The organism is Streptomyces sp. JLBJ103 (genome assembly GCF_058215575.1).
This window is the reverse complement of record NZ_CM177089.1, coordinates 2,839,574-2,857,429: the sequence shown is the minus strand read 5'-3', so window position 1 is coordinate 2,857,429 and position 17,856 is coordinate 2,839,574. Positions and strand designations below refer to the sequence as shown.

16 protein-coding genes are annotated in these 17,856 nt (G+C 70.6%); 8 read left to right on the top strand and 8 right to left on the bottom strand.

The genetic code is table 11. The features are described from left to right. Positions 1–14: 14 nt before the first annotated feature. Both AC4BEG_RS12215 and trhA read right to left on the bottom strand, forming a co-directional pair. A complete protein-coding gene (locus tag AC4BEG_RS12215; RefSeq protein WP_490705914.1) occupies positions 15–641 on the bottom strand; it encodes a TetR/AcrR family transcriptional regulator in 627 nt (208 codons plus the stop codon). 92 nt (positions 642–733) lie between these two features. Further along, positions 734–1,435 carry a PAQR family membrane homeostasis protein TrhA gene (trhA, locus tag AC4BEG_RS12210; protein WP_490705913.1) on the bottom strand — a complete coding sequence of 234 codons (702 nt, stop codon included), beginning with the start codon at positions 1,433–1,435 and terminating at the stop codon, positions 734–736. A 255-nt stretch (positions 1,436–1,690) separates the two neighbouring features. On the opposite strand from trhA, the gene AC4BEG_RS12205 reads away from it, so the two are divergent. Next, complete coding sequence (locus tag AC4BEG_RS12205) at positions 1,691–3,532, top strand: phosphoenolpyruvate carboxykinase (GTP) (protein WP_490705912.1); 1,842 nt, start codon at positions 1,691–1,693, stop codon at positions 3,530–3,532. Between the two features lie 115 nt (positions 3,533–3,647). Here AC4BEG_RS12205 and AC4BEG_RS12200 read toward each other — a convergent pair whose 3' ends face one another. The 4 genes from AC4BEG_RS12200 to AC4BEG_RS12185 form a co-directional block, all read right to left on the bottom strand. Next, on the bottom strand, positions 3,648–4,058 hold the full coding sequence (locus tag AC4BEG_RS12200) for an SCO4983 family protein (RefSeq protein ID WP_490705911.1): 411 nt from the start codon (positions 4,056–4,058) through the stop codon (positions 3,648–3,650). Between the two features lie 109 nt (positions 4,059–4,167). After that, entirely contained in the window at positions 4,168–5,379 is a 1,212-nt protein-coding gene (locus tag AC4BEG_RS12195; RefSeq protein ID WP_490705910.1) for a pyridoxal phosphate-dependent aminotransferase, read from the bottom strand. A 128-nt stretch (positions 5,380–5,507) separates the two neighbouring features. Beyond that, positions 5,508–7,130 carry an N-acyl-D-amino-acid deacylase family protein gene (locus tag AC4BEG_RS12190; RefSeq protein WP_490705909.1) on the bottom strand — a complete coding sequence of 541 codons (1,623 nt, stop codon included), beginning with the start codon at positions 7,128–7,130 and terminating at the stop codon, positions 5,508–5,510. Positions 7,131–7,238: 108 nt separating this feature from the next. Continuing rightward, a complete protein-coding gene (locus AC4BEG_RS12185; RefSeq protein WP_490705908.1) occupies positions 7,239–8,540 on the bottom strand; it encodes an amino acid deaminase in 1,302 nt (433 codons plus the stop codon). A gap of 133 nt (positions 8,541–8,673) precedes the next feature. On the opposite strand from AC4BEG_RS12185, the gene AC4BEG_RS12180 reads away from it, so the two are divergent. The 3 genes from AC4BEG_RS12180 to AC4BEG_RS12170 are packed head-to-tail and all read left to right on the top strand — an operon-like array spanning position 8,674 to position 11,038. Further along, positions 8,674–9,792, top strand: coding sequence for a sugar kinase (locus tag AC4BEG_RS12180; protein ID WP_490705907.1), 1,119 nt, complete (start codon positions 8,674–8,676; stop codon positions 9,790–9,792). Beyond that, complete coding sequence (locus AC4BEG_RS12175) at positions 9,789–10,628, top strand: IclR family transcriptional regulator (protein ID WP_490705906.1); 840 nt, start codon at positions 9,789–9,791, stop codon at positions 10,626–10,628. The genes AC4BEG_RS12180 and AC4BEG_RS12175 overlap by 4 nt, the downstream gene beginning before the upstream one ends. Continuing rightward, positions 10,625–11,038 (top strand): RidA family protein, encoded by a 414-nt coding sequence (locus AC4BEG_RS12170; protein ID WP_490705905.1) that lies wholly within the window; start codon positions 10,625–10,627, stop codon positions 11,036–11,038. The genes AC4BEG_RS12175 and AC4BEG_RS12170 overlap by 4 nt, the downstream gene beginning before the upstream one ends. Positions 11,039–11,096: 58 nt before the next feature. Here AC4BEG_RS12170 and AC4BEG_RS12165 read toward each other — a convergent pair whose 3' ends face one another. Beyond that, the gene (locus tag AC4BEG_RS12165) at positions 11,097–12,452 is read right to left on the bottom strand and encodes a M14 family metallopeptidase (RefSeq protein WP_490705904.1); all 1,356 of its coding nucleotides are present in this window, start codon (positions 12,450–12,452) and stop codon (positions 11,097–11,099) included. A gap of 146 nt (positions 12,453–12,598) precedes the next feature. Between AC4BEG_RS12165 and AC4BEG_RS12160 the strand changes: the two genes are divergently transcribed. Together AC4BEG_RS12160 and AC4BEG_RS12155 are read left to right on the top strand one after the other, a co-directional pair. Beyond that, a complete protein-coding gene (locus tag AC4BEG_RS12160) occupies positions 12,599–13,486 on the top strand; it encodes a S1 family peptidase (RefSeq protein ID WP_490705903.1) in 888 nt (295 codons plus the stop codon). Positions 13,487–13,604: 118 nt separating this feature from the next. Further along, positions 13,605–14,888: a lipase gene (locus AC4BEG_RS12155; RefSeq protein ID WP_490705902.1), complete on the top strand. Its 1,284-nt coding sequence runs from the start codon at positions 13,605–13,607 to the stop codon at positions 14,886–14,888. A gap of 58 nt (positions 14,889–14,946) precedes the next feature. Here the strand turns inward: AC4BEG_RS12155 and AC4BEG_RS12150 are convergent, their stop codons facing one another. Next, positions 14,947–15,954: a chitinase gene (locus AC4BEG_RS12150; RefSeq protein WP_490705901.1), complete on the bottom strand. Its 1,008-nt coding sequence runs from the start codon at positions 15,952–15,954 to the stop codon at positions 14,947–14,949. A 246-nt stretch (positions 15,955–16,200) separates the two neighbouring features. Between AC4BEG_RS12150 and AC4BEG_RS12145 the strand changes: the two genes are divergently transcribed. Both AC4BEG_RS12145 and cpaB read left to right on the top strand, forming a co-directional pair. After that, the gene (locus tag AC4BEG_RS12145; RefSeq protein WP_490705900.1) at positions 16,201–17,109 is read left to right on the top strand and encodes a hypothetical protein; all 909 of its coding nucleotides are present in this window, start codon (positions 16,201–16,203) and stop codon (positions 17,107–17,109) included. 36 nt (positions 17,110–17,145) lie between these two features. Next, on the top strand, positions 17,146–17,850 hold the full coding sequence (cpaB, locus tag AC4BEG_RS12140) for a Flp pilus assembly protein CpaB (RefSeq protein ID WP_490705899.1): 705 nt from the start codon (positions 17,146–17,148) through the stop codon (positions 17,848–17,850). Positions 17,851–17,856 lie beyond the last annotated feature (6 nt).

The following is a 17,856-nucleotide window of genomic DNA, read 5'->3' as shown; positions in this document are numbered from 1 at the left end:
GGTGGGGTGTGGCGTCAGAGGGGGAGGCCGCGGGAGAGGAGGGCCAGGGCGTGGTCGATGGTGTCTTCCATGTCCTGGACCCGGCGGTGGTCCAGGCAGTGGAAGATGGCCTCCTGAAGCGCGCCCAAGAGCGCCCCGACCACGATGCGCACCTCGAAGTCGTCCGGTGAGCGGCCGCTGCGCTCGGCCATCGCCTCGCCCAGCGTCACACCCGTGGTGGCCAGGCCCTCGCCCATCCGGGCGCGCAGGGCCGGGATGCCGCGGACGAGGGCGAGCCGCGTCAGCAGTTCCTTGCGCTCCGCGGCGGTGAACTGCCCCAGCAGATCCAGGATGACGCGGCGCAGCGCGGCGACCGGGGGCTCGTCGAGGGGGCGTTCGCGGATCCCGGCCGCGATGATCGCGTCGTACTCGTCCGTGAGGACGAGGTCTTCCTTGGTGGGGAAGTAGCGGAAGACGGTGCTGGGGGACACATCGGCGGCCTCCGCGATCCGGTCCACCGGGGTGGCGTCGTAGCCCTGTTCGGCGAAGAGCCGATAGGCCGCTTGCCGGATCGCCCGCCGGGTCTTGATCTTCTTCCGCTCACGGAGCCCTGGAGCGGTCCGTCGCGCGGACCGCTCACCGGCGGACGTCGTGCGTGCCATGCCTCTCATTGTCCGGCATCGGCCGCGGGGCGGGGGCGATACGGCCTCCGCTTCCGGCGGCGGACGGACGGGAGCCCGCCGCCGCTCGGGCCTCAGGCGTGCTGATAGGCCACCATCGAGATGCCCACGTAGTGCACCACGAACGCCGCCAGCGTGAAGGAGTGGAACACCTCGTGGAAGCCGAACCAGCGCGGCGAGGGGTTGGGGCGCTTGGTTCCGTAGATCACCGCGCCCGCGCTGTAGAGCAGCCCGCCGACGATGATCAGCGTCATCACGGCGATGCCGCCGGTCCGCATGAAGTCGGGCAAGAAGAACACCGCCGCCCAGCCCAGCGCGATGTAGCACGGGGTGTAGAGCCAGCGCGGGGCGCCGACCCAGAACACCCGGAAGGCGATACCGGCGAGCGCCCCGGCCCACACCAGCCAGAGCAGCAGCTGCTGTTTGCCGTCCGGCAGGAGCAGCAGCGTGAAGGGTGTGTAGGTGCCCGCGATGATCAGGAAGATATTGGCGTGATCCAGCCGCCGCAGCACCGCGGCGGCCCGCGGGCCCCAATTGCCGCGGTGGTACAGCGCGCTCACGCCGAACAGCGCGCAGGCGGTGAGGGTGAAGACAGCGCACGCCAGGCGCCCGCGCGGGCTGTCGGCGAGCGCCGTGAGCACCACCCCGGAGATCAGCGCGGCCGGGAACATACCGGCGTGCAGCCAGCCGCGCAGCAGGGGCTTCAGGGGGAGCGGTGGGGCTGCTTCGGGCCCTGGGGGGTTGTCAACGGCGGCGTCGGGCGCGTCGGCAGTCATGGCGCTCATGCTACCTACGCGACCGTAAGTTACCGGCCAATGTCGAGTGGTGATGGTCACCAAGGCGCCCACTGGACAGATGGCTCACACAGTCGGATGATCAAATGAGCGCGGTCGGCACCGGATGAGCTGAGCATCCGGGTCGCAGCCCCCAAGGGGTAGCTGTCTCCATAAAGACGGATGTGCGTGCACATATCCGTACCAACCCTCAATCGATAACGCCGGACCATGCCATTCCGGCGGGATGGAGCGATCGTGGCGCCCAGCAATGTGGCTTCCTCCCTCACCAGCCCGGCCCCCACCAACCACCAGGAGCTCATCGCCTGGGTCGGCGAGATCGCCGCCCTCACCCAGCCTGATGAGGTGGTCTGGTGCGACGGGTCGGAAGCGGAGTACGACCGGTTGTGCGCAGAGCTGGTCGAGAAGGGCACCTTCAAACGCCTGGATCCGATCAAGCGCCCGAACTCGTACTACGCGGCCTCCGATCCCAGCGATGTGGCCCGGGTCGAGGACCGCACCTTCATCTGCTCCGAGAAGGAGGCGGACGCGGGCCCGACGAACCACTGGAAGGCCCCCGCCGAGATGCGCGAGATCTTCGCGGGCGAGCAGGGGATCTTCCGCGGCTCGATGCGCGGCCGCACGATGTACGTGGTGCCCTTCTGTATGGGCCCGCTCGGCTCGCCGCTGTCCGCGATCGGCGTCGAGATCACCGACTCCGCCTACGTCGCCGTCTCCATGCGCACCATGACCCGCATGGGACAGGAGGTGCTGGACGTCCTCGGTGACGAGGGGTTCTTCGTGAAGGCCGTCCATACCCTCGGCGCCCCGCTGGAGCCCGGCCAGGCCGATGTGCCGTGGCCCTGCAACTCGACCAAGTACATCTCGCACTTCCCGGAGTCGCGGGAGATCTGGTCCTACGGCTCCGGCTACGGCGGGAACGCCCTGCTCGGCAAGAAGTGCTACGCGCTGCGTATCGCCTCGGTCATGGCGCGTGACGAGGGCTGGCTCGCCGAGCACATGCTGATCCTCAAGCTCACCCCGCCGCGCGGTGAGGCCAAGTACGTCGCCGCGGCCTTCCCCAGCGCCTGCGGCAAGACCAACCTCGCGATGCTGGAGCCGACCATCCCCGGCTGGACGGTCGAGACCATCGGCGACGACATCGCCTGGATGCGGTTCGGTGAGGACGGCAGGCTGTACGCGATCAACCCCGAGGCGGGCTTCTTCGGCGTCGCGCCCGGCACCGGTGAGCACACCAACGCCAACGCGATGAAGACCCTGTGGGGCAACTCGGTCTTCACCAACGTCGCGCTCACCGACGACGGCGATGTGTGGTGGGAGGGCATGACCGAGGAGCAGCCCGCTCATCTGACCGACTGGAAGGGCAACGCGTGGACCCCGGCCAGCGGGACCCCCGCGGCCCACCCCAACGCCCGCTTCACCGTTCCCGCCGGTCAGTGCCCGATCATCGCGCCCGAGTGGGAGGACCCCAAGGGTGTGCCGATCTCGGCGATTCTCTTCGGCGGACGCCGCGCCAGCGCGGTCCCGCTGGTGACCGAGTCCTTCGACTGGCAGCACGGCGTCTTCCTGGGCGCCAACGTGGCCAGCGAGAAGACCGCGGCGGCCGAGGGCAAGGTCGGCGAGCTGCGCCGCGACCCGTTCGCCATGCTGCCGTTCTGCGGCTACAACATGGGCGACTACATGGCCCACTGGGTCAAGGTCGGCAAGACGGACGACCCGGAGACGGCGGCCAAGCTGCCGAAGATCTACTACGTCAACTGGTTCCGCAAGGATGCCGACGGCCGCTTCGTGTGGCCGGGCTTCGGTGAGAACAGCCGGGTGCTGAAGTGGATCGTCGACCGGCTGGACGGCAAGGCGGAGGGCGTGGAGACCCCGATCGGGGTGCTGCCGACCCGCGAGGCACTCGACACCGAGGGCCTGGGCATGGCCGACGCCGACCTCGATCTGCTGCTGACCGTCGACAAGGACGTCTGGCGCGAGGAGGCGGCGCTCGTTCCCGACCACCTCAACACCTTCGGTGACCACACGCCGAAGGAGATGTGGGACGAGTACCGCGCGCTGGTCGAGCGTCTGGGCTGACCGGGCTGAGACGCCGCGCGCATCGAAGGCCGGGGCCCGCACCGCACGGTGCGGGCCCCGGCCTCGTCCCGTCCCGGCCTCGTCCCCCCTCGTCCAGCCCCGCCCTCGGCCGAGCTCAGTCGGTCAGCCCCAGCGCCGCCGCGTGGACGTCCAGACGCTCGGCCGCCAGTGCCGTGCCCGCGGTGTTCTCGCGGGAGGCGGCCAGGACCAGGGCCCATCCGGCCAGGGTGTGCGCACGCTGGTGCAGGGCGCTGATCCGGGCCGGGTCGGGGGTGCTCGCCGAGGGGGCGGCCCGCAGCGGGGGGCGGCCGTCGCCGAGCCGTACGACCTGGGCGGCGATCCGCTCGGCGGCGTCGTCCAGGGCCGGGTCCGGGACGAGGGCGCGCAGCTCGTCGGTGACGGTCAGCAGCGCGGTCAGATGTCCGGCGAGCCGGATGTCGAGCTCCTCCCCGCGGGAGCGGTGGGGGAAGTCGGGCTCGGGCTCGGCCATGGTGTGGACCGACTTGGTGCGGATCGGCTCGTACATGGATGGCCTCCAAATGCTCAGGAGGCCATCCTAACTTAGACGCTGTCTAAAGTTGAGCTGTTGCTAAAAAGGATCAACAAATTCCGGTTCCGGCCCGGTGCGGCCCGGCTCAGGGCTGGCCGTAGCCGTCCAGGAAGGTGCCGATCCGGGTCACCGCGTCGGCCAGATCCTCCTTGGCCGGGAGCGTGACGATGCGGAAGTGATCAGGCTCCGACCAGTTGAAGCCCGTCCCGTGCACGATCATGATCTTCTCGGCGCGCAGCAGATCGAGCACCATCTGCCGGTCGTCCTTGATCTTGTAGACCTTGGGGTCCAGCTTGGGGAACGCGTACAGCGCGCCCTTGGGCTTGACGCAGGTCACGCCCGGGATCTGGGTCAGCAGCTCATAGGCGGTATCGCGCTGCTCCACCAGCCGCCCGCCCGGCAGCACCAGGTCGCTGATCGACTGACGGCCGCCGAGAGCGGTGGCCACCGCGTGCTGTGCGGGCATGTTGGCGCACAGCCGCATATTGGCCAGGATCGTCAGCCCCTCCAGATAGCTGCCCGCGTGGGCCTTCGGACCGCAGACCGCGAGCCAGCCGCTGCGGTAGCCCGCGACCCGGTACGCCTTGGAGAGCCCGTTGAAGGTGAGGGTCAGCAGATCCGGGGCGACCGAGGTGGTGGGGGTGTGGGTGGCGTCGTCGTAGAGGATCTTGTCGTAGATCTCGTCGGAGCAGACGATCAGCCGGTTGCGGCGGGCGATGTCGGTGATCCCGCGCAGCACCTCTTCGTTGTAGACCGCGCCCGTGGGGTTGTTCGGGTTGATGATCACGATCGCCTTGGTGCGGTCGGTCACCTTGCGCTCGATGTCGGCGAGGTCCGGCAGCCAGTCCGACTGCTCGTCGCAGCGGTAGTGCACGGCGGTGCCGCCGGAGAGCGAGACCGCGGCGGTCCACAGCGGATAGTCGGGGGAGGGGACCAGCACCTCGTCGCCGTCGTCCAGCAGCGCCTGCATGGACATCTGGATCAGCTCGGAGACGCCGTTGCCCAGGAAGATGTCCTCGACGTCGAGGTCGATCCCCTTGGTCTGGTAGTGCTGCATCACCGCGCGGCGGGCGGGCAGCAGGCCCTTGGCGTCGCCGTAGCCATGGGCGTCGCCGAGGTTGCGGAGCATGTCCTCGAGGATCTCCGGCGGGCACTCGAAGCCGAAGGTGGCCGGGTTGCCGGTGTTCAGCTTGAGGATGCGGTGCCCCGCTGCCTCCAGTCGCATCGCCTCCTCGAGCACCGGGCCACGGATTTCGTAGCAGACGTTGGCGAGCTTCGTGGACTGGATCACCTGCATGTCCGCCACCTTACGGCGGTGCCACTGGCGACGCTCGGTGTTTTTCACCACGTGGGACGGTGCGCGGAAGTGCGGGGCGGCGTGCGCCACCGTCGGCCCGGCGGCGGTGGAGCGGTTCGCCCGGCCGGTCAGACCGGGTGGCGCCGTACCGACCGGCCCGCCAGCACGCTGGTCCTGCGGCCCTCCTCCACCACGAACCGGCCGTCGATCAGGACGTGCGGAATCCCCACCGGAAGGGTGCGCGGCGCCTCGTACGTCGAGCCCGCCGCGACCGTCCGCGGATCGAAGAGCACCAGGTCCGCCCGGTACCCCTCGCGCACCAGACCCCGGTCCGGCAGCCGCAGCCGGGCCGCCGGGCGGCCGGTCAGATGGGCCACGCATTCCTCCAGTGGGAGCACCCCGAGCTCGCGCACATAGCGGCCCAGATAGTGGGGGAAGGTGCCGTACGCGCGCGGATGCGGTTTGGCGCCGTGCAGGATGCCGTCGCTGCCGCCGGTGTGCACCGGGTGCTTCATGATCGCCCGGACGTTCTCCTCATGGCCGACGTGCAGCAGGATCGTCGGCCCGAGCCGGTCCGCGAGCAGCAGCCGGCGCGCGGTGTCCCAGGGTGCCTCACCGCGCTCCCGCGCGCTCCGCGCGACCGTCCGGCCGATGTGGTCGCCGAGGCCCGGGTCGCTCACCCCGGAGATCTCGACGGTGTCCCAGTCGATCGGCACCCCGTGGCAGCCGTCCGCCCCCTCCTCCTCCAAGACCCGCCGGATCCGCTCCGCCGTCGCGTCGTCCCGCAGCCGGGCGAGCATCGCCTCCGGTCCGCCCTCGGCGGCCCAGCTCGGCAGCATCGCGGCGAGCGTGGTGCAGCCGGGGAGATAGGGATAGGTGTCCAGGGTGATGTCGGCGCCTTCGGCGAGCGCCGCGTCGAGCAGGGCGATCAGTGCGGGGGCGCGGCCCTCGTTCACCCCGAAGTTCAAGGTGGCGTGGGCCAGGTGCAGCGCACAGCCCGCCTCACGGGTGAGCGCCAGCATCTCCTCGTACGCGCGCAGGGCGCCCGCGCCGTACGAGCGGTGGTGCGGGCAGTAGTAGCCGCCGTACGCCGCGACGACCCGGCACAGCTCGGTGAGTTCCGCGTCCGAGGCGTACATCCCCGGGGTGTAGGTGAGCCCGGAGGACATCCCGACCGCGCCCTGTTCCAGCCCCTCGGCCACCAGCCGCTTCATCCGGGCGAGTTCACCGGGGTCCGCGGCGCGGTCCTCCCAGCCGAGCGCGAGCATCCGCACGGTGCCCTGCGGGACCAGATACGCGGCGTTGACCGCGATGCCCTCGCCGTCGAAGCCGCGGTCCAGACGGTCCAGGTAGCCGCCCACGTCGCGCCAGTCGAAGTCGATGTCGGTACTTCCTGGCGCACCGCCGTTCCAGCCGGTGATGGCGGTGCGGATCTGGGCGAGCGTGCGGTCGTCGACGGGCGCGTAGGAGAGCCCGTCCTGTCCGATGACCTCCAGGGTGACGCCCTGGGCGGCCTTCGCGGAGTGGTCGGGGTCGCGGAGCAGCGCGAGATCGCTGTGCGCGTGCATATCGATGAAGCCGGGGGAGAGGGCCAGGCCGTCGGCGTCCAGCACCCGCCGTCCGCCCGGCCGCGGGCCGCCGCCCTCTCGGACGACGGCGGCGATCCGGCCGCCGTCCACGGCCACATCGGCCCGGAAGGCGGCACCCCCGGTGCCGTCGATGACGTGTCCGTCGCGGATGACCAGGTCCATGGTGGATGCCGCCTCTCTTCCGTCCGCGCGGTGCGCGCGGACGGTCCGGTACGTGACGGTGCGCCCGGCCCTTGCGTACGGGGCCGGGCGGTTACCCGGGTCCCGAGGTCAGAAGAAGGTGCGGATGTAGTCCGTGACCGTCCCGTCCGCCTCGGCCACCGGGATCAGCTGCCACTTGTCGAAGTTGGTGCACGGATGGGAGAGACCGAGGCCCACCCAGTCGCCGACCTCCAGCTCCGTGCCGTCCGCGACCGCGATCCAGGCGTGCTGGTCGGAGAGGCCGGTGACGGTGAGGCCGGTGGCGGGGCGGGTGGACCCGTCCCGGGCGGAGCGGATGACCTGCGGCTCGGGCAGGTCCAGGTCGTACGCGACGTCCCGCTTGCCCGCGTTGAGGAACGCCTGGCCGGGTTCGGGGCGCGAGACGACCTGGGCCCACATCCGGAAGGCGGGGTGCAGCTCGCCCTCCGCCGGGATCCGGTTGAACGGGGTCCGCTTGCGGTAGTGGCCATCGTCGTGGGAGACGTACGCGCCCGAGCGCAGCAGCTTCAGCACCGGACGGGACAGCTCGGGAAGGTCCGCGAGGGCCTCCGCCACCACGTCGAACCACGCACTGCCGCCCGCGCTCACCACGATCTCGTCCGTCGCGCCGAGCCCCGCGAAGCGGCCCTCCGCGTCGAAGCCGGCGGCCAGCGCGGTGAGTCGGCGCATCCAGGTACGGACCCGCTCGGCGTCCGACTTCGGCACCTCGGCCTCGTATCCGGCGACGCCCACCAGCCGCAGGGTGGAGGTGGCCGCCACCGCGTCGGCGACCTCGACGCACTCGGCCTCGGTGCGCACCCCGGTCCGCGCGCCCTCGCCCGCGCCCAGTTCGATCACGACGTCCATCGGGCGGCGGGCGCCCGCCTCGCGCAGCGCCGCGTCCATCAGCTCGACACCGCGGGTGGAGTCGACGTAGGTGATGAGGTGGAAGCCGGGGTCGGCGTCGAGCTCGCCCGCGAGCCAGTGCAGGGCGGCGGCGTCCACGACCTCGTTGGCGAGGAAGATCCGCTGGATGCCGAAGGCCCGGTACATCCGCACATGGGAGGGGAGAGCGGCGGTGATCCCCCAGGCACCGTGGGCGAGTTGGCGCTCGAAGAGCTGCGGGGCCATCGAGGTCTTGCCGTGCGGGGCGAAAGCCAGCCCGTGGGCGGCGGAATAGCGCTCCATCTCCAGGAGGTTGTGCTCCAGGGCCTCGGCCGACAGAGCCAGCACCGGTGTGGTGAATCCGCCGGTGAACAGGGAGCGCCGCTCGGCGGCCAGTTCGCCGACCGTACGGCCTGCGGCGGTCGGGGGCAGCCCCTTGAAACGGTGGTCGACACGCTCCTCCGCGAGCCCCGCGAGGGGCGACGGGTCGCAGTGGTCGGTGGCCATGGAGGCTCCTCCATTTGGATCGATTGCAGCATGTGCAACATTCATTGCGTATGACGCACAGCGCTGTCTAACATCCCGCCCAGCACCCGGTCAACGGGTGGTCCCGTACCCCGACCAGCGAGGAGCGAGACCGATGGTGCCCCATGCCGTGAGCGTCGACATCGTGTGTCTCGGCGAGTCGTTAGTGACCTTCGTCCCGTCCCAGCCGGGCCGCCTCGCCGACGTCCTCTCCTTCGCGCGCGGTATCGGCGGGGCCGAATCCAATGTCGCATGTGGACTGGCCCGCAGCGGGCACAGCGCACGCTGGATCAGCAGGGTCGGCACGGACGGGTTCGGCGATCATCTGCTGACCGAGATCGCGGCCGCGGGGGTGGACGTCAGTCGGGTGCAGCGCGACCCCCGCCGCCCCACCGGTGTCTACTTCCGTACGGCCGGGGAGCGGGCGGTGGACCCCGCCCCTGTCGTCGCGCAGGACCCCGGCACCGGGGAGGGACCGGCCGGGGAGCCGCCGGCCGAAGTCCTCTACTACCGGGCCGGTTCCGCCGCCGCGGCCATGTCCCCCTCGCTGATGCCGCGGGAGCAGCTGTGGTCCGGCCGGATCCTCCATCTGACCGGGATCACCGCGGCCCTCTCCGACGGCTGTCTCGCCCTGATACGCGAACTGACCACCCCCGCGCCCGGCCGACCGCTGGTCTCCTTCGACGTCAACTACCGCATGGCGCTGTGGCAGGACGAGGAACGGCACGGCCCCGCCGTCCTCCTCGACCTCGCCCGCGGCTGCGATCTGGTCTTCGTCGGCGAGGACGAGGCGGAGGCCGCCTGGGGGGTGCGCGGTGCCGACGCGATCCGGGCGGCGCTGCCCGAACCGACGGTGCTGGTCGTCAAACGCGGCGCCGCCGGGGCCACCGCCTACGTGCGCGGGCCCGGCGGAGCGGACACCGTCACCGCCGAACCCGCCCCGCACGTCGAGGTCGTGGCGCCCGTCGGCGCGGGGGACGCCTTCGCCGCCGGGTTCCTCTCCGGTACGCTGCGCGGCCTGCCCGTCGCCGAACGGCTGCGCCACGGCCATCTGATGGCGGCCGCCGCGCTCACCGTCCCCGGCGACCTCGCCGTCCCGCCCTCCCGTGAGCGGGCCGATCGCCTGGTGGCACTCGATGCCGCCGCGTGGGGCACACTGCGATGCGGCCCCGGCCGGACGCATCCGGTGTCTTCGGGGCCCGAGACCGCAGCGGTGGAGGTACGCAACCCATGAGCCAGACCGTCGCCCGAGCGCTGTGCATCCTGCCCCTGCTGGCGGAGGGGCCCGCCAACCTGGAACAGGTCGCCACCCGGCTCGGGGTGCACAAGTCCACCGCGCTGCGGCTGCTGCGCACCTTGCACGAGCACGGCATGGTCTACCGTCAGCAGGACCAGCGCTACCGGCTCGGCGCCCGGCTGTTCGCGCTGGCGCAGCAGGCCGTGGAGAACCTGGACGTCCGGGAGATCGCCCATCCCCATCTGGCCGCGCTCAACGAACGGTGCGGGCACACCGTGCACCTCGCGGTGTACGAGGAGAACGAGGTCCTCTACATCGACAAGGTGGAGAGCCGTTACCCGGTGCGGATGTACTCGCGGATCGGCAAACCCGTCGCGATCACCGTGGCCGCAGTCGCCAAGCTGCTGCTGGCCGATCTGCCGGAGCCGGAGCGGCGCGCGGTGGCCGAGCGGCTCACCTACCCCGCGTACACGGCCCGTTCGACACCGAACGCCACCGCGTTCCTCAAGGAACTGGCCACCGTGCGCGAACAGGGCTGGGCCACCGACCTCGGCGGCCACGAGGAGTCGATCAACTGTGTGGCGGCACCCATCCGGGGAGTGGACGGCAGGGTCGTGGCCGCCTGCTCGGTGTCGGCGCCCAATGTGGTGATCACCGCGGACGAACTCCTCACCCTGCTCCCGCTGGTGCGCCGCACCGCGGAGGCGATCAGCCGGGAGTACTCCGGAAGTACTCCCGCACCGGCCCCACATGATGCGATGGCCGTAACACCCCGGGTCGCAGGGCCCGCGGGTGGCACACCCGAGACGAGAGCCGAGGAACCCCTTTCATGAGCGAGAAGCTGCACAAGACCGCGATCACTCCGGCCGGACACGCCACGCCGCCAGCCAAGTTCTCGCACGGCGTGAAAAAGGGCAACATCCTCCAGGTCGCCGGTCAGGTCGGCTTCGGCCCCGTGGCCCCGGGCCAGGCCCCGGCCCCCGTCGGACCGACCCTGCGCGAGCAGTCCCTCCAGACCCTGCGCAATGTGCAGGCCGTCCTCGAAGAGGGCGGGGCGAGCTGGGAGGACGTGATGATGCTGCGCATCTACCTCACCGACACCAGCCAGTTCGCCGAATTCAACGCCGTGTACGACGCGTTCTTCGCGGACCTCAAGGAGGCGCCGTCGGCCCGTACGACGGTGTACGTCGGCCTTCCCGCAGGACTGCTCGTCGAGATCGACGCGCTCGCCGTCCTCGGCTGATACCTGTCCCCCTCGAACCCCCGCGGTGAGCGGGGGTTCGAGGGGCGGTGTCACCGGCTCAGCCGGTGCAGTACTGGTCCTCCTTGCCGATCGACCGGTACATGCAGTCGGCGTTCTCCAGGAGTTGGAGCACCGCGTCCTTGTTGCGCTCGGTCTCGCGCTGGATCACCTCGTCGGGCGGGTAGAAACCGCCCCCGCCGAAGGACGAGGGATACATCTCGAAGGTGTAGGCGAACACCTTCTGGGTGCCCCACAGCCAGTCGTCGATGGAGCCGTCGGTGATGTAGAGGTCGCTCGACTGCTCGGGGGTGTAGCCGTTGCTCTCGGCCATCTTCTTGCCGACGGCCGCGAACGCGTCGTGGTCGTCCTGGGTCATCCCGGTGGTGGTGTCGCTGTCCGTCCAGCCGAACGGCCACAGCACCAGCTCGCTGTAGGTGTGGAAGTCGATGGCGGCCTTGAGCTGCTGCTTTCCGCCGACCACCCGGCTGCGGGCGAAGTCCGCGACCACCTTGACCTCGGGGGCGGACTCGGCGCTGGGTCCGCGGTACGTCTCGTCCCCGGGGGAGTCGGAGGAGCCGCCGCAGCAGCCCCATTTGAAGTCCCAGTTGCGGTTGAGGTCGGTGCCGACGGAGGAAGAGCCGGAATTGGGCTGGCGGTTCTTGCGCCAGCTCCGGTAATTGCCGGTGGCGATGTCGTACTCACCGCCGTCCGGATTGAGGTCGGGGACGATCCAGATCTCGCGCCCGTCGACCGCCTTGGTGACGCGGGAGTCGCTGCCGTAGCCGTTGGTCAGCTCATGCACCAGATAGAGGGCCATCTCCACCGTGAGGTGCTCGCGCGCGTGCTGGTGGGCGGTGAACAGCACCTCGGGCTCGTCCTCGTCGGTGGCCACATTGTCGCTGATCTTGAGCGCGACGATGTCCCGGCCCTCGTACGACTTTCCGATGACGCGCTTGCTCAGGATGTCGGGGTGCGCCTCGATCGCCTTGTCGATCTCGGCGTTGGCCTCGGCGTAGTTGTGGTACCCCGCATCGGAGGAGGGGAAGTCGAAGTGCTTGGCCCTGCCCTCGGCGCGGTTGGGCGGACCGCCCAGCCGGCTGAGCCGGTAGCCGAGCGCGCGCAGCCGTTGCGCCTGCGCGGCGTTGGCGGTGACCACGAGGGAGCGGGCGTCCACCTCATCGATGGATACGCCGGTGGCGGTGATGGCGGAACGCTCCGCCGGGGTGGCCGGGCCCGCGACCTCGTACTGGACGACCTGCTCGTCGTCCATGGCCGTGGATGTGCTCCCGGCCGTGGCCTCGGGCGCGTGGCCGGATGCCGGGTCGTCGGCCTGGGCGGCGATGGGGGCGGCGAGGGCGAGGGCCAGCAGGGCGGCGAGGGCGGTGGCCCGTTTGCCGCGGATGCGTCGTCGCATGAGTTCTCCTGTGGGGGGTGGTTTTCTCCTGTGGGGGTGAAAGACGAGCGATTGCTGCGCCAGTCTTCGACCATGTGCATGACACGGTCAAGGGTGGGAAATGGTCGTCGGGGAAGGAACTTCTCATCGAGGGAAGGAAACCCCCCATGAAAAGACCTCTCGCCGGTGCGCTGTCGGCCCTCTTACTCGCCGGGGCGGCCGTCCTGGGCGCCGGCGCCACCCCCACGGTGGCCGCGACCCCCACCGACTCCGCCGCCGCGTCCTCGTCATCGGTGGCCGCCCCGAAGGCGGCGGCGGCCCGCGCGGTCGACTTCGCGGGCACGGTGGCGCTCAGCAACTGCTCCGGCTCCGTGGTGCGGACCCCGGGCTCCGCCGACACCGACCCCGCGTTGGTGCTCTCCAACGGCCACTGTCTGTCCAGCGGCTTCCCGTCCGCGGGCGAGGTGATCGTCGACAAGCCGTCCAGCCGGAGCTTCACGCTGCTGAAGAGCTCGGGTGCCAGTGCGGGCACGCTCCGGGCCACCAAGGTCGCGTACGCGACGATGACCGACACCGACATCTCGCTGTACGAACTGAGCTCGACATACGCCCAGATCGAGCAGCGGTACGGCATCAAGGCCCTACAGCTGTCCGACAGCCACCCGGTCCAGGGCACCAGCATCAACGTGGTCTCCGGCTACTGGAAAAAGATCTACTCCTGCAATATCGACGGATTTGCATATCGTCTCAAGGAAGGTGAGTGGACCTGGAAGGATTCGGTCCGCTACACCTCCGCCTGTCACACGATTGGCGGAACGTCAGGGTCGCCCGTCGTGGACACCGCCTCCGGCAAGGTCGTGGCCGTCAACAACACCGGCAACGAGAGCGGCGGCCAATGCACCCTGAACAACCCCTGCGAGGTCGACGAGAACGGCACGGTGACGGTCCACCAGGGGATCAACTACGCCCAGCAGACCTACGGCATCACCACGTGCGTGACCACCGGCAACAAGATCGATCTCGGACTGCCGGGGTGTGAGCTGCCCAAGCCCTGACCGAACGGAACAGGGGTGCCGGCACCACCCCGGGCCCGGGGGCGGCCACCAGTGCGCCCCCGGAGTGCCGCGCGGAAGGCTGGGGTTCTCGTTACACCGCATCAGAAACGGGGACCCCATGCGCATCCATGTGAACCGCCGCACCACGACCCGCTCGGCCGCCCTCTGCGCCGCGCTGCTGCTGGCGGGCACCGCCGTCCCGGCCGTGGCCACGGCCGCCGCTCCCGCCGCCGGGACCTCGGTCTCCGCGGCCGACGGAAAGCGGCAGTTCGATGGACGAGGGACGCTGGTGTCGGCCGAACGGCTCTACCGGCTGGCCGGACCGGAGGACGTCGCCGACGAGCTGACCGCCGCCGGCTTCGACGCCGGGACCGTCCGCTACGGCGTGGACGCCTACCGGCTGGTCTACCGCACGGTCGACGCCCAGGGACGGCCCACCACCGCCAGCGGGCTGCTGGTCCTCCCGCGCGGCGCCGACGGCAGGCTGCGCCTGGTGTCGTTCGCCCATGGCACCGGCGCCCACAAGAGTGACGCCCCCTCGATGCGGCGGCGCGACTTCCTGACCGGCCCGCCCGTGACCTACGCCGCCGCCGGGTTCGCCGCGGTGGCCCCCGACTACCTCGGCATGGGCACCGGCCCTGGCCCCCACCCCTGGATGGACGTCCCCTCGGAGACCACCGCCTCCCTGGACATGCTCCGCGCCGCCCGCGCCTTCGCCCCGCGCACCGGCCACACCCTGGACCGCGAGGTGGCGGTCACCGGCTTCTCGCAGGGCGCCTCGGCCGCGCTCGGCCTCGCCCGCTCCCTCCAGGCGGGGGAGGACCGCTGGTTCCGGTTGGGCGCGCTGGCCCCGGTCAGCGGGGCGTACGACTTCGGCGGCAGCGAGCTGCGGGCGGTGCTCGACGGCAGGCTCGAGCCCAAGTCGAGCGTGATCTACGCGGCGTACACTCTCGTCGCCTTCAACCGGCTGTACCCGGTGTACGACAGCCCCGGCCAAGTGTTCCGGGCGCGCTACGCGAAGACCGTCGAGGCGCTGTTCGACGGAGCCCACACCGGGCAGCAGATCATGGAGGGCACCCCGGACACCCTCGACGAGCTGCTGACCCCGCACGGCCGCCGGATCCTCGGCAAACCCACCGGGGGGATGGCCGCCGCGCTGCGCACCACCGACAGCGTCTGCACCGACTGGGCGCCGCGGGCGCCCACCCGGCTCTACCTGGCGCGGGGCGACGAGCAGGCCGCGGTGGAGAACACCGCGGTCTGCCACGCCGCCCTGCGTCGTCAGGGAGTGGACGTGCCGGTCATCGACGTCGGGGCCGTCGACTACGAACGCTCCCGTCATCTGGGCTCGGGCGTCGCCGCGACCGCCGACATCGTCCGCTGGCTGCTCACCCTGCGGTAGGCCCTGGCCGGACCGCGGCGAACGGGAGCCCCGGCGGCCGTCAGCGGCAGGACAGGGCCTACAGCCCGTGGACGTGCGGGCCGACCGCCTTGGACCAGGCGTTCCCGTTCGCCGCGTCCCAGTTGGTGGACCAGGTCATCGCGCCCCGGATCCCCGGGTAGGTCCGGGAGGGCTTGAAGCTCCCACAGCTCGTGCCCGTGGCCAGACAGTCCAGCGCGGCGTTGACCACGCCCGGTTCGACATGGCCCGAGCCCGCGCCGCTCGGTGAGGCGGGGACGCCCAGGCCGACCTGCGACGGGTCGAGTCCGTTCTCCAGCTGGACACAGGCGAGGGCGGTGAGGAAGTCGACCGAGCCCTGGGAGTAGACCTTGCCGTCGCAGCCCACCATCGAACCGCTGTTGTAGTACTGCATGTTGACCACCGTCAGGAAGTCCTTGATGCCCAGGGCGGTCTTGAAGTAGGCGGTCGACGACGACTGCATGTCGATCGTCTGGGGCGCCATCGTGACCACGACATCGCTCTTCTTGTCGTGGATCGCCCGGAGCGCCTTGGTCATATAGGTGGCGTCGAGCCCGTTCTCCAGGTCGATGTCGACCCCGTCGAAGCCGTACTTGTCCATCAGCCCGGTGATCGAGGAGGCGAAGGCGTTCGCCGAGGCGTCGTCGCTGACCGACACGGCGCCGTTCTGGCCGCCGACGGAGACGATGACCCACTTCCCGGCCGCCTGCTTGGCCTTGATGTCGTCCTTGAACTGCTGCTCGTCGCTGTAGCCGACGGCCGGGTCGAGACGGAAGTCCACGGCGCCGGGCGTGCCGGTGGCGTCGGCGAAGGCGACCGCGATGATGTCGTAGTCGTCGGGTACGTCGGCGAGCTTCTGCACGGTCGCGCCGTTGTCGAAGTTCTGCCAGTAGCCGGTGACGGCGTGGGCGGGGACGGCCGCGGCGGGGTGCGCCTCGGCCGCGTCGGCGGTACCGGTCGCCAGCAGCCCGCCGGTGCCCAGCGCGATCGCGGCCGCCGCAGTGAGCAGCCTCTTCCCGAACCTTGCGCGAATCACGACTGCCTCCATACGTGGGGGGTGGGGGGAGGTGGTGCGAGTGCGCGTTCAGGGGCCCCTGAGGCATGCCGTACAAGGTGGTTCAGACCAATGCGGTTGTCAAGGGAAAGCGCGGCCCACCACTGGACCAGGTGGCGGTAGCGCAGAGGAACTGTTCACTCACGCGGCTTTCGTGGATAAAGTGACGATGCACCAGGACCGGCAGTAACGACCTGCGGCCGCGGCCGCTCGGTGCCGATGTGAGACGGGGTAGCCGACGTGCCCACCGCGATAGCAGTCACCGGCCGTGAGCTGGTGCTTCCGCCGCCCGACGGGCAGACCCCGTCGGCCGTTGTGCTCCGCCCGCCGGGGGAGCAGCCGCTCGACGACGCGCTCGCCGAGGTCGCCGCGCTGCTGGACCGGCAGGGCCATCTGGTGGTGCTCTATCCCGCCGCGACCGCACCGCCCGTCGTCCGTCGGCTGCACACCCTGCGCGCCGTGCTGGAGAGCGACCGGATGGCGCTGGTACCCCTCGAACTCCCGCCGCTGGCCGTCGCCGTGCTCGCCCGTCAGCTGCGCCAGCTCTCGCTGTCCGATTTCAGCCCCGGGGTGCTCGCCTGCTCCGCCCGGCTGCTGGCCCACTACATCCACGCCGGTGCGCTGCTCGGCAGTGTCGCCCGGCTGGACCGGGTGCCGGTCGGGCTCACCTCGCACGTCAAGTCCTGGCTGCCCGGCACCCATTTCGCGGTTCTCGCCCACCCCACCCCGCACCTGGTGAAGGCCGGTGGCGACGGGATGCTGCCCGCCCCCTCGTACACCACCCGGATGACCGTCGCCACCGGAGCGCTGAACAGCCATGGCTACCGGGACGGTTCGGTGGCCGGGCGGGAGGACTGGGTCACCGGGGCACTCGCGCCCGCCTGGGGTGTCCGGGATGTGGAGCTGGTGGAGCCGTCCGCCGACGCCGCCCGCTGGTGGGGCACGGCCAGGCTGATCGAGTTCGCGGCGGCCATCCCGGATCTGTCCGTCCTCTACCAGCTCGTGGCGTCCGTGCGCCGAGAGGAGTGCCACTGGTGCGGTTGCGAACTCATCGGGGACCGCTGTGCGTTCTGCTCCGCGCCGGTGCCGCGCGGCGATGACATCCCCGCCCTGATCCCGCCCCATCGCCCCGCCCTGACCAGCCGGTAAACATCCCCCGCGCCCCCGAACGAGGTTGTCCGTCCCATGAATTCACGCCAGCGCCGCGGAGTCGTTCTGCTGCTCCTGTCGGGCCTGTGCGCCATCGGTGCGTTCGCCGGGGTGCTCTCCGTCATCGACGACGTGGAGTCCAAGGTCGGACCCGAGACCACCGCCTACAAGCTCACCTCGGACATCCCCGCCTATCAGGCGCTGGACGCGGGGAATTTCGAGAAGGTCTCGATGCCGGAGCGGTGGGTGCCGTCCACCGCCGTCACCGATCTCGACGACCTCCGGGGCAAGATAGCGGTGACCCCACTGCGCAAGGGGTCGCTGCTCCAGAACGACATGATCGTGAACCGGCCCGCGCTCAAGGCCGGACAGCAGGAGATCGCCATCATGATCGACGCGGCGACGGGCGTCGCGGGCAAGATCAACCCCGGTGCGAAGGTGAACATCTACGCGACCTTCGAGGGCAAGGGGCAGGACGACAAACCGGTCTCCAAGCTCATCGTCGCGGGCGCCCGCGTCATCGACGTCGGCAAGCTCACCGCCTTGGAGCCGGACCAGGACGACGAACGGCGCATCGACAAGGCGGTACCGATCACCTTCGCGCTCGACACCAAGAACGCGCAGCGGGTCGCGTACGCCGAGTCCTTCGCCTCGCATGTGCGGCTGGCGCTGGTCGCCCCCGGCGGGGACGGCCCGATAGCCCCCGGCGACCGCACCTACACCCTCGACGGCGACAAATGAGTAATG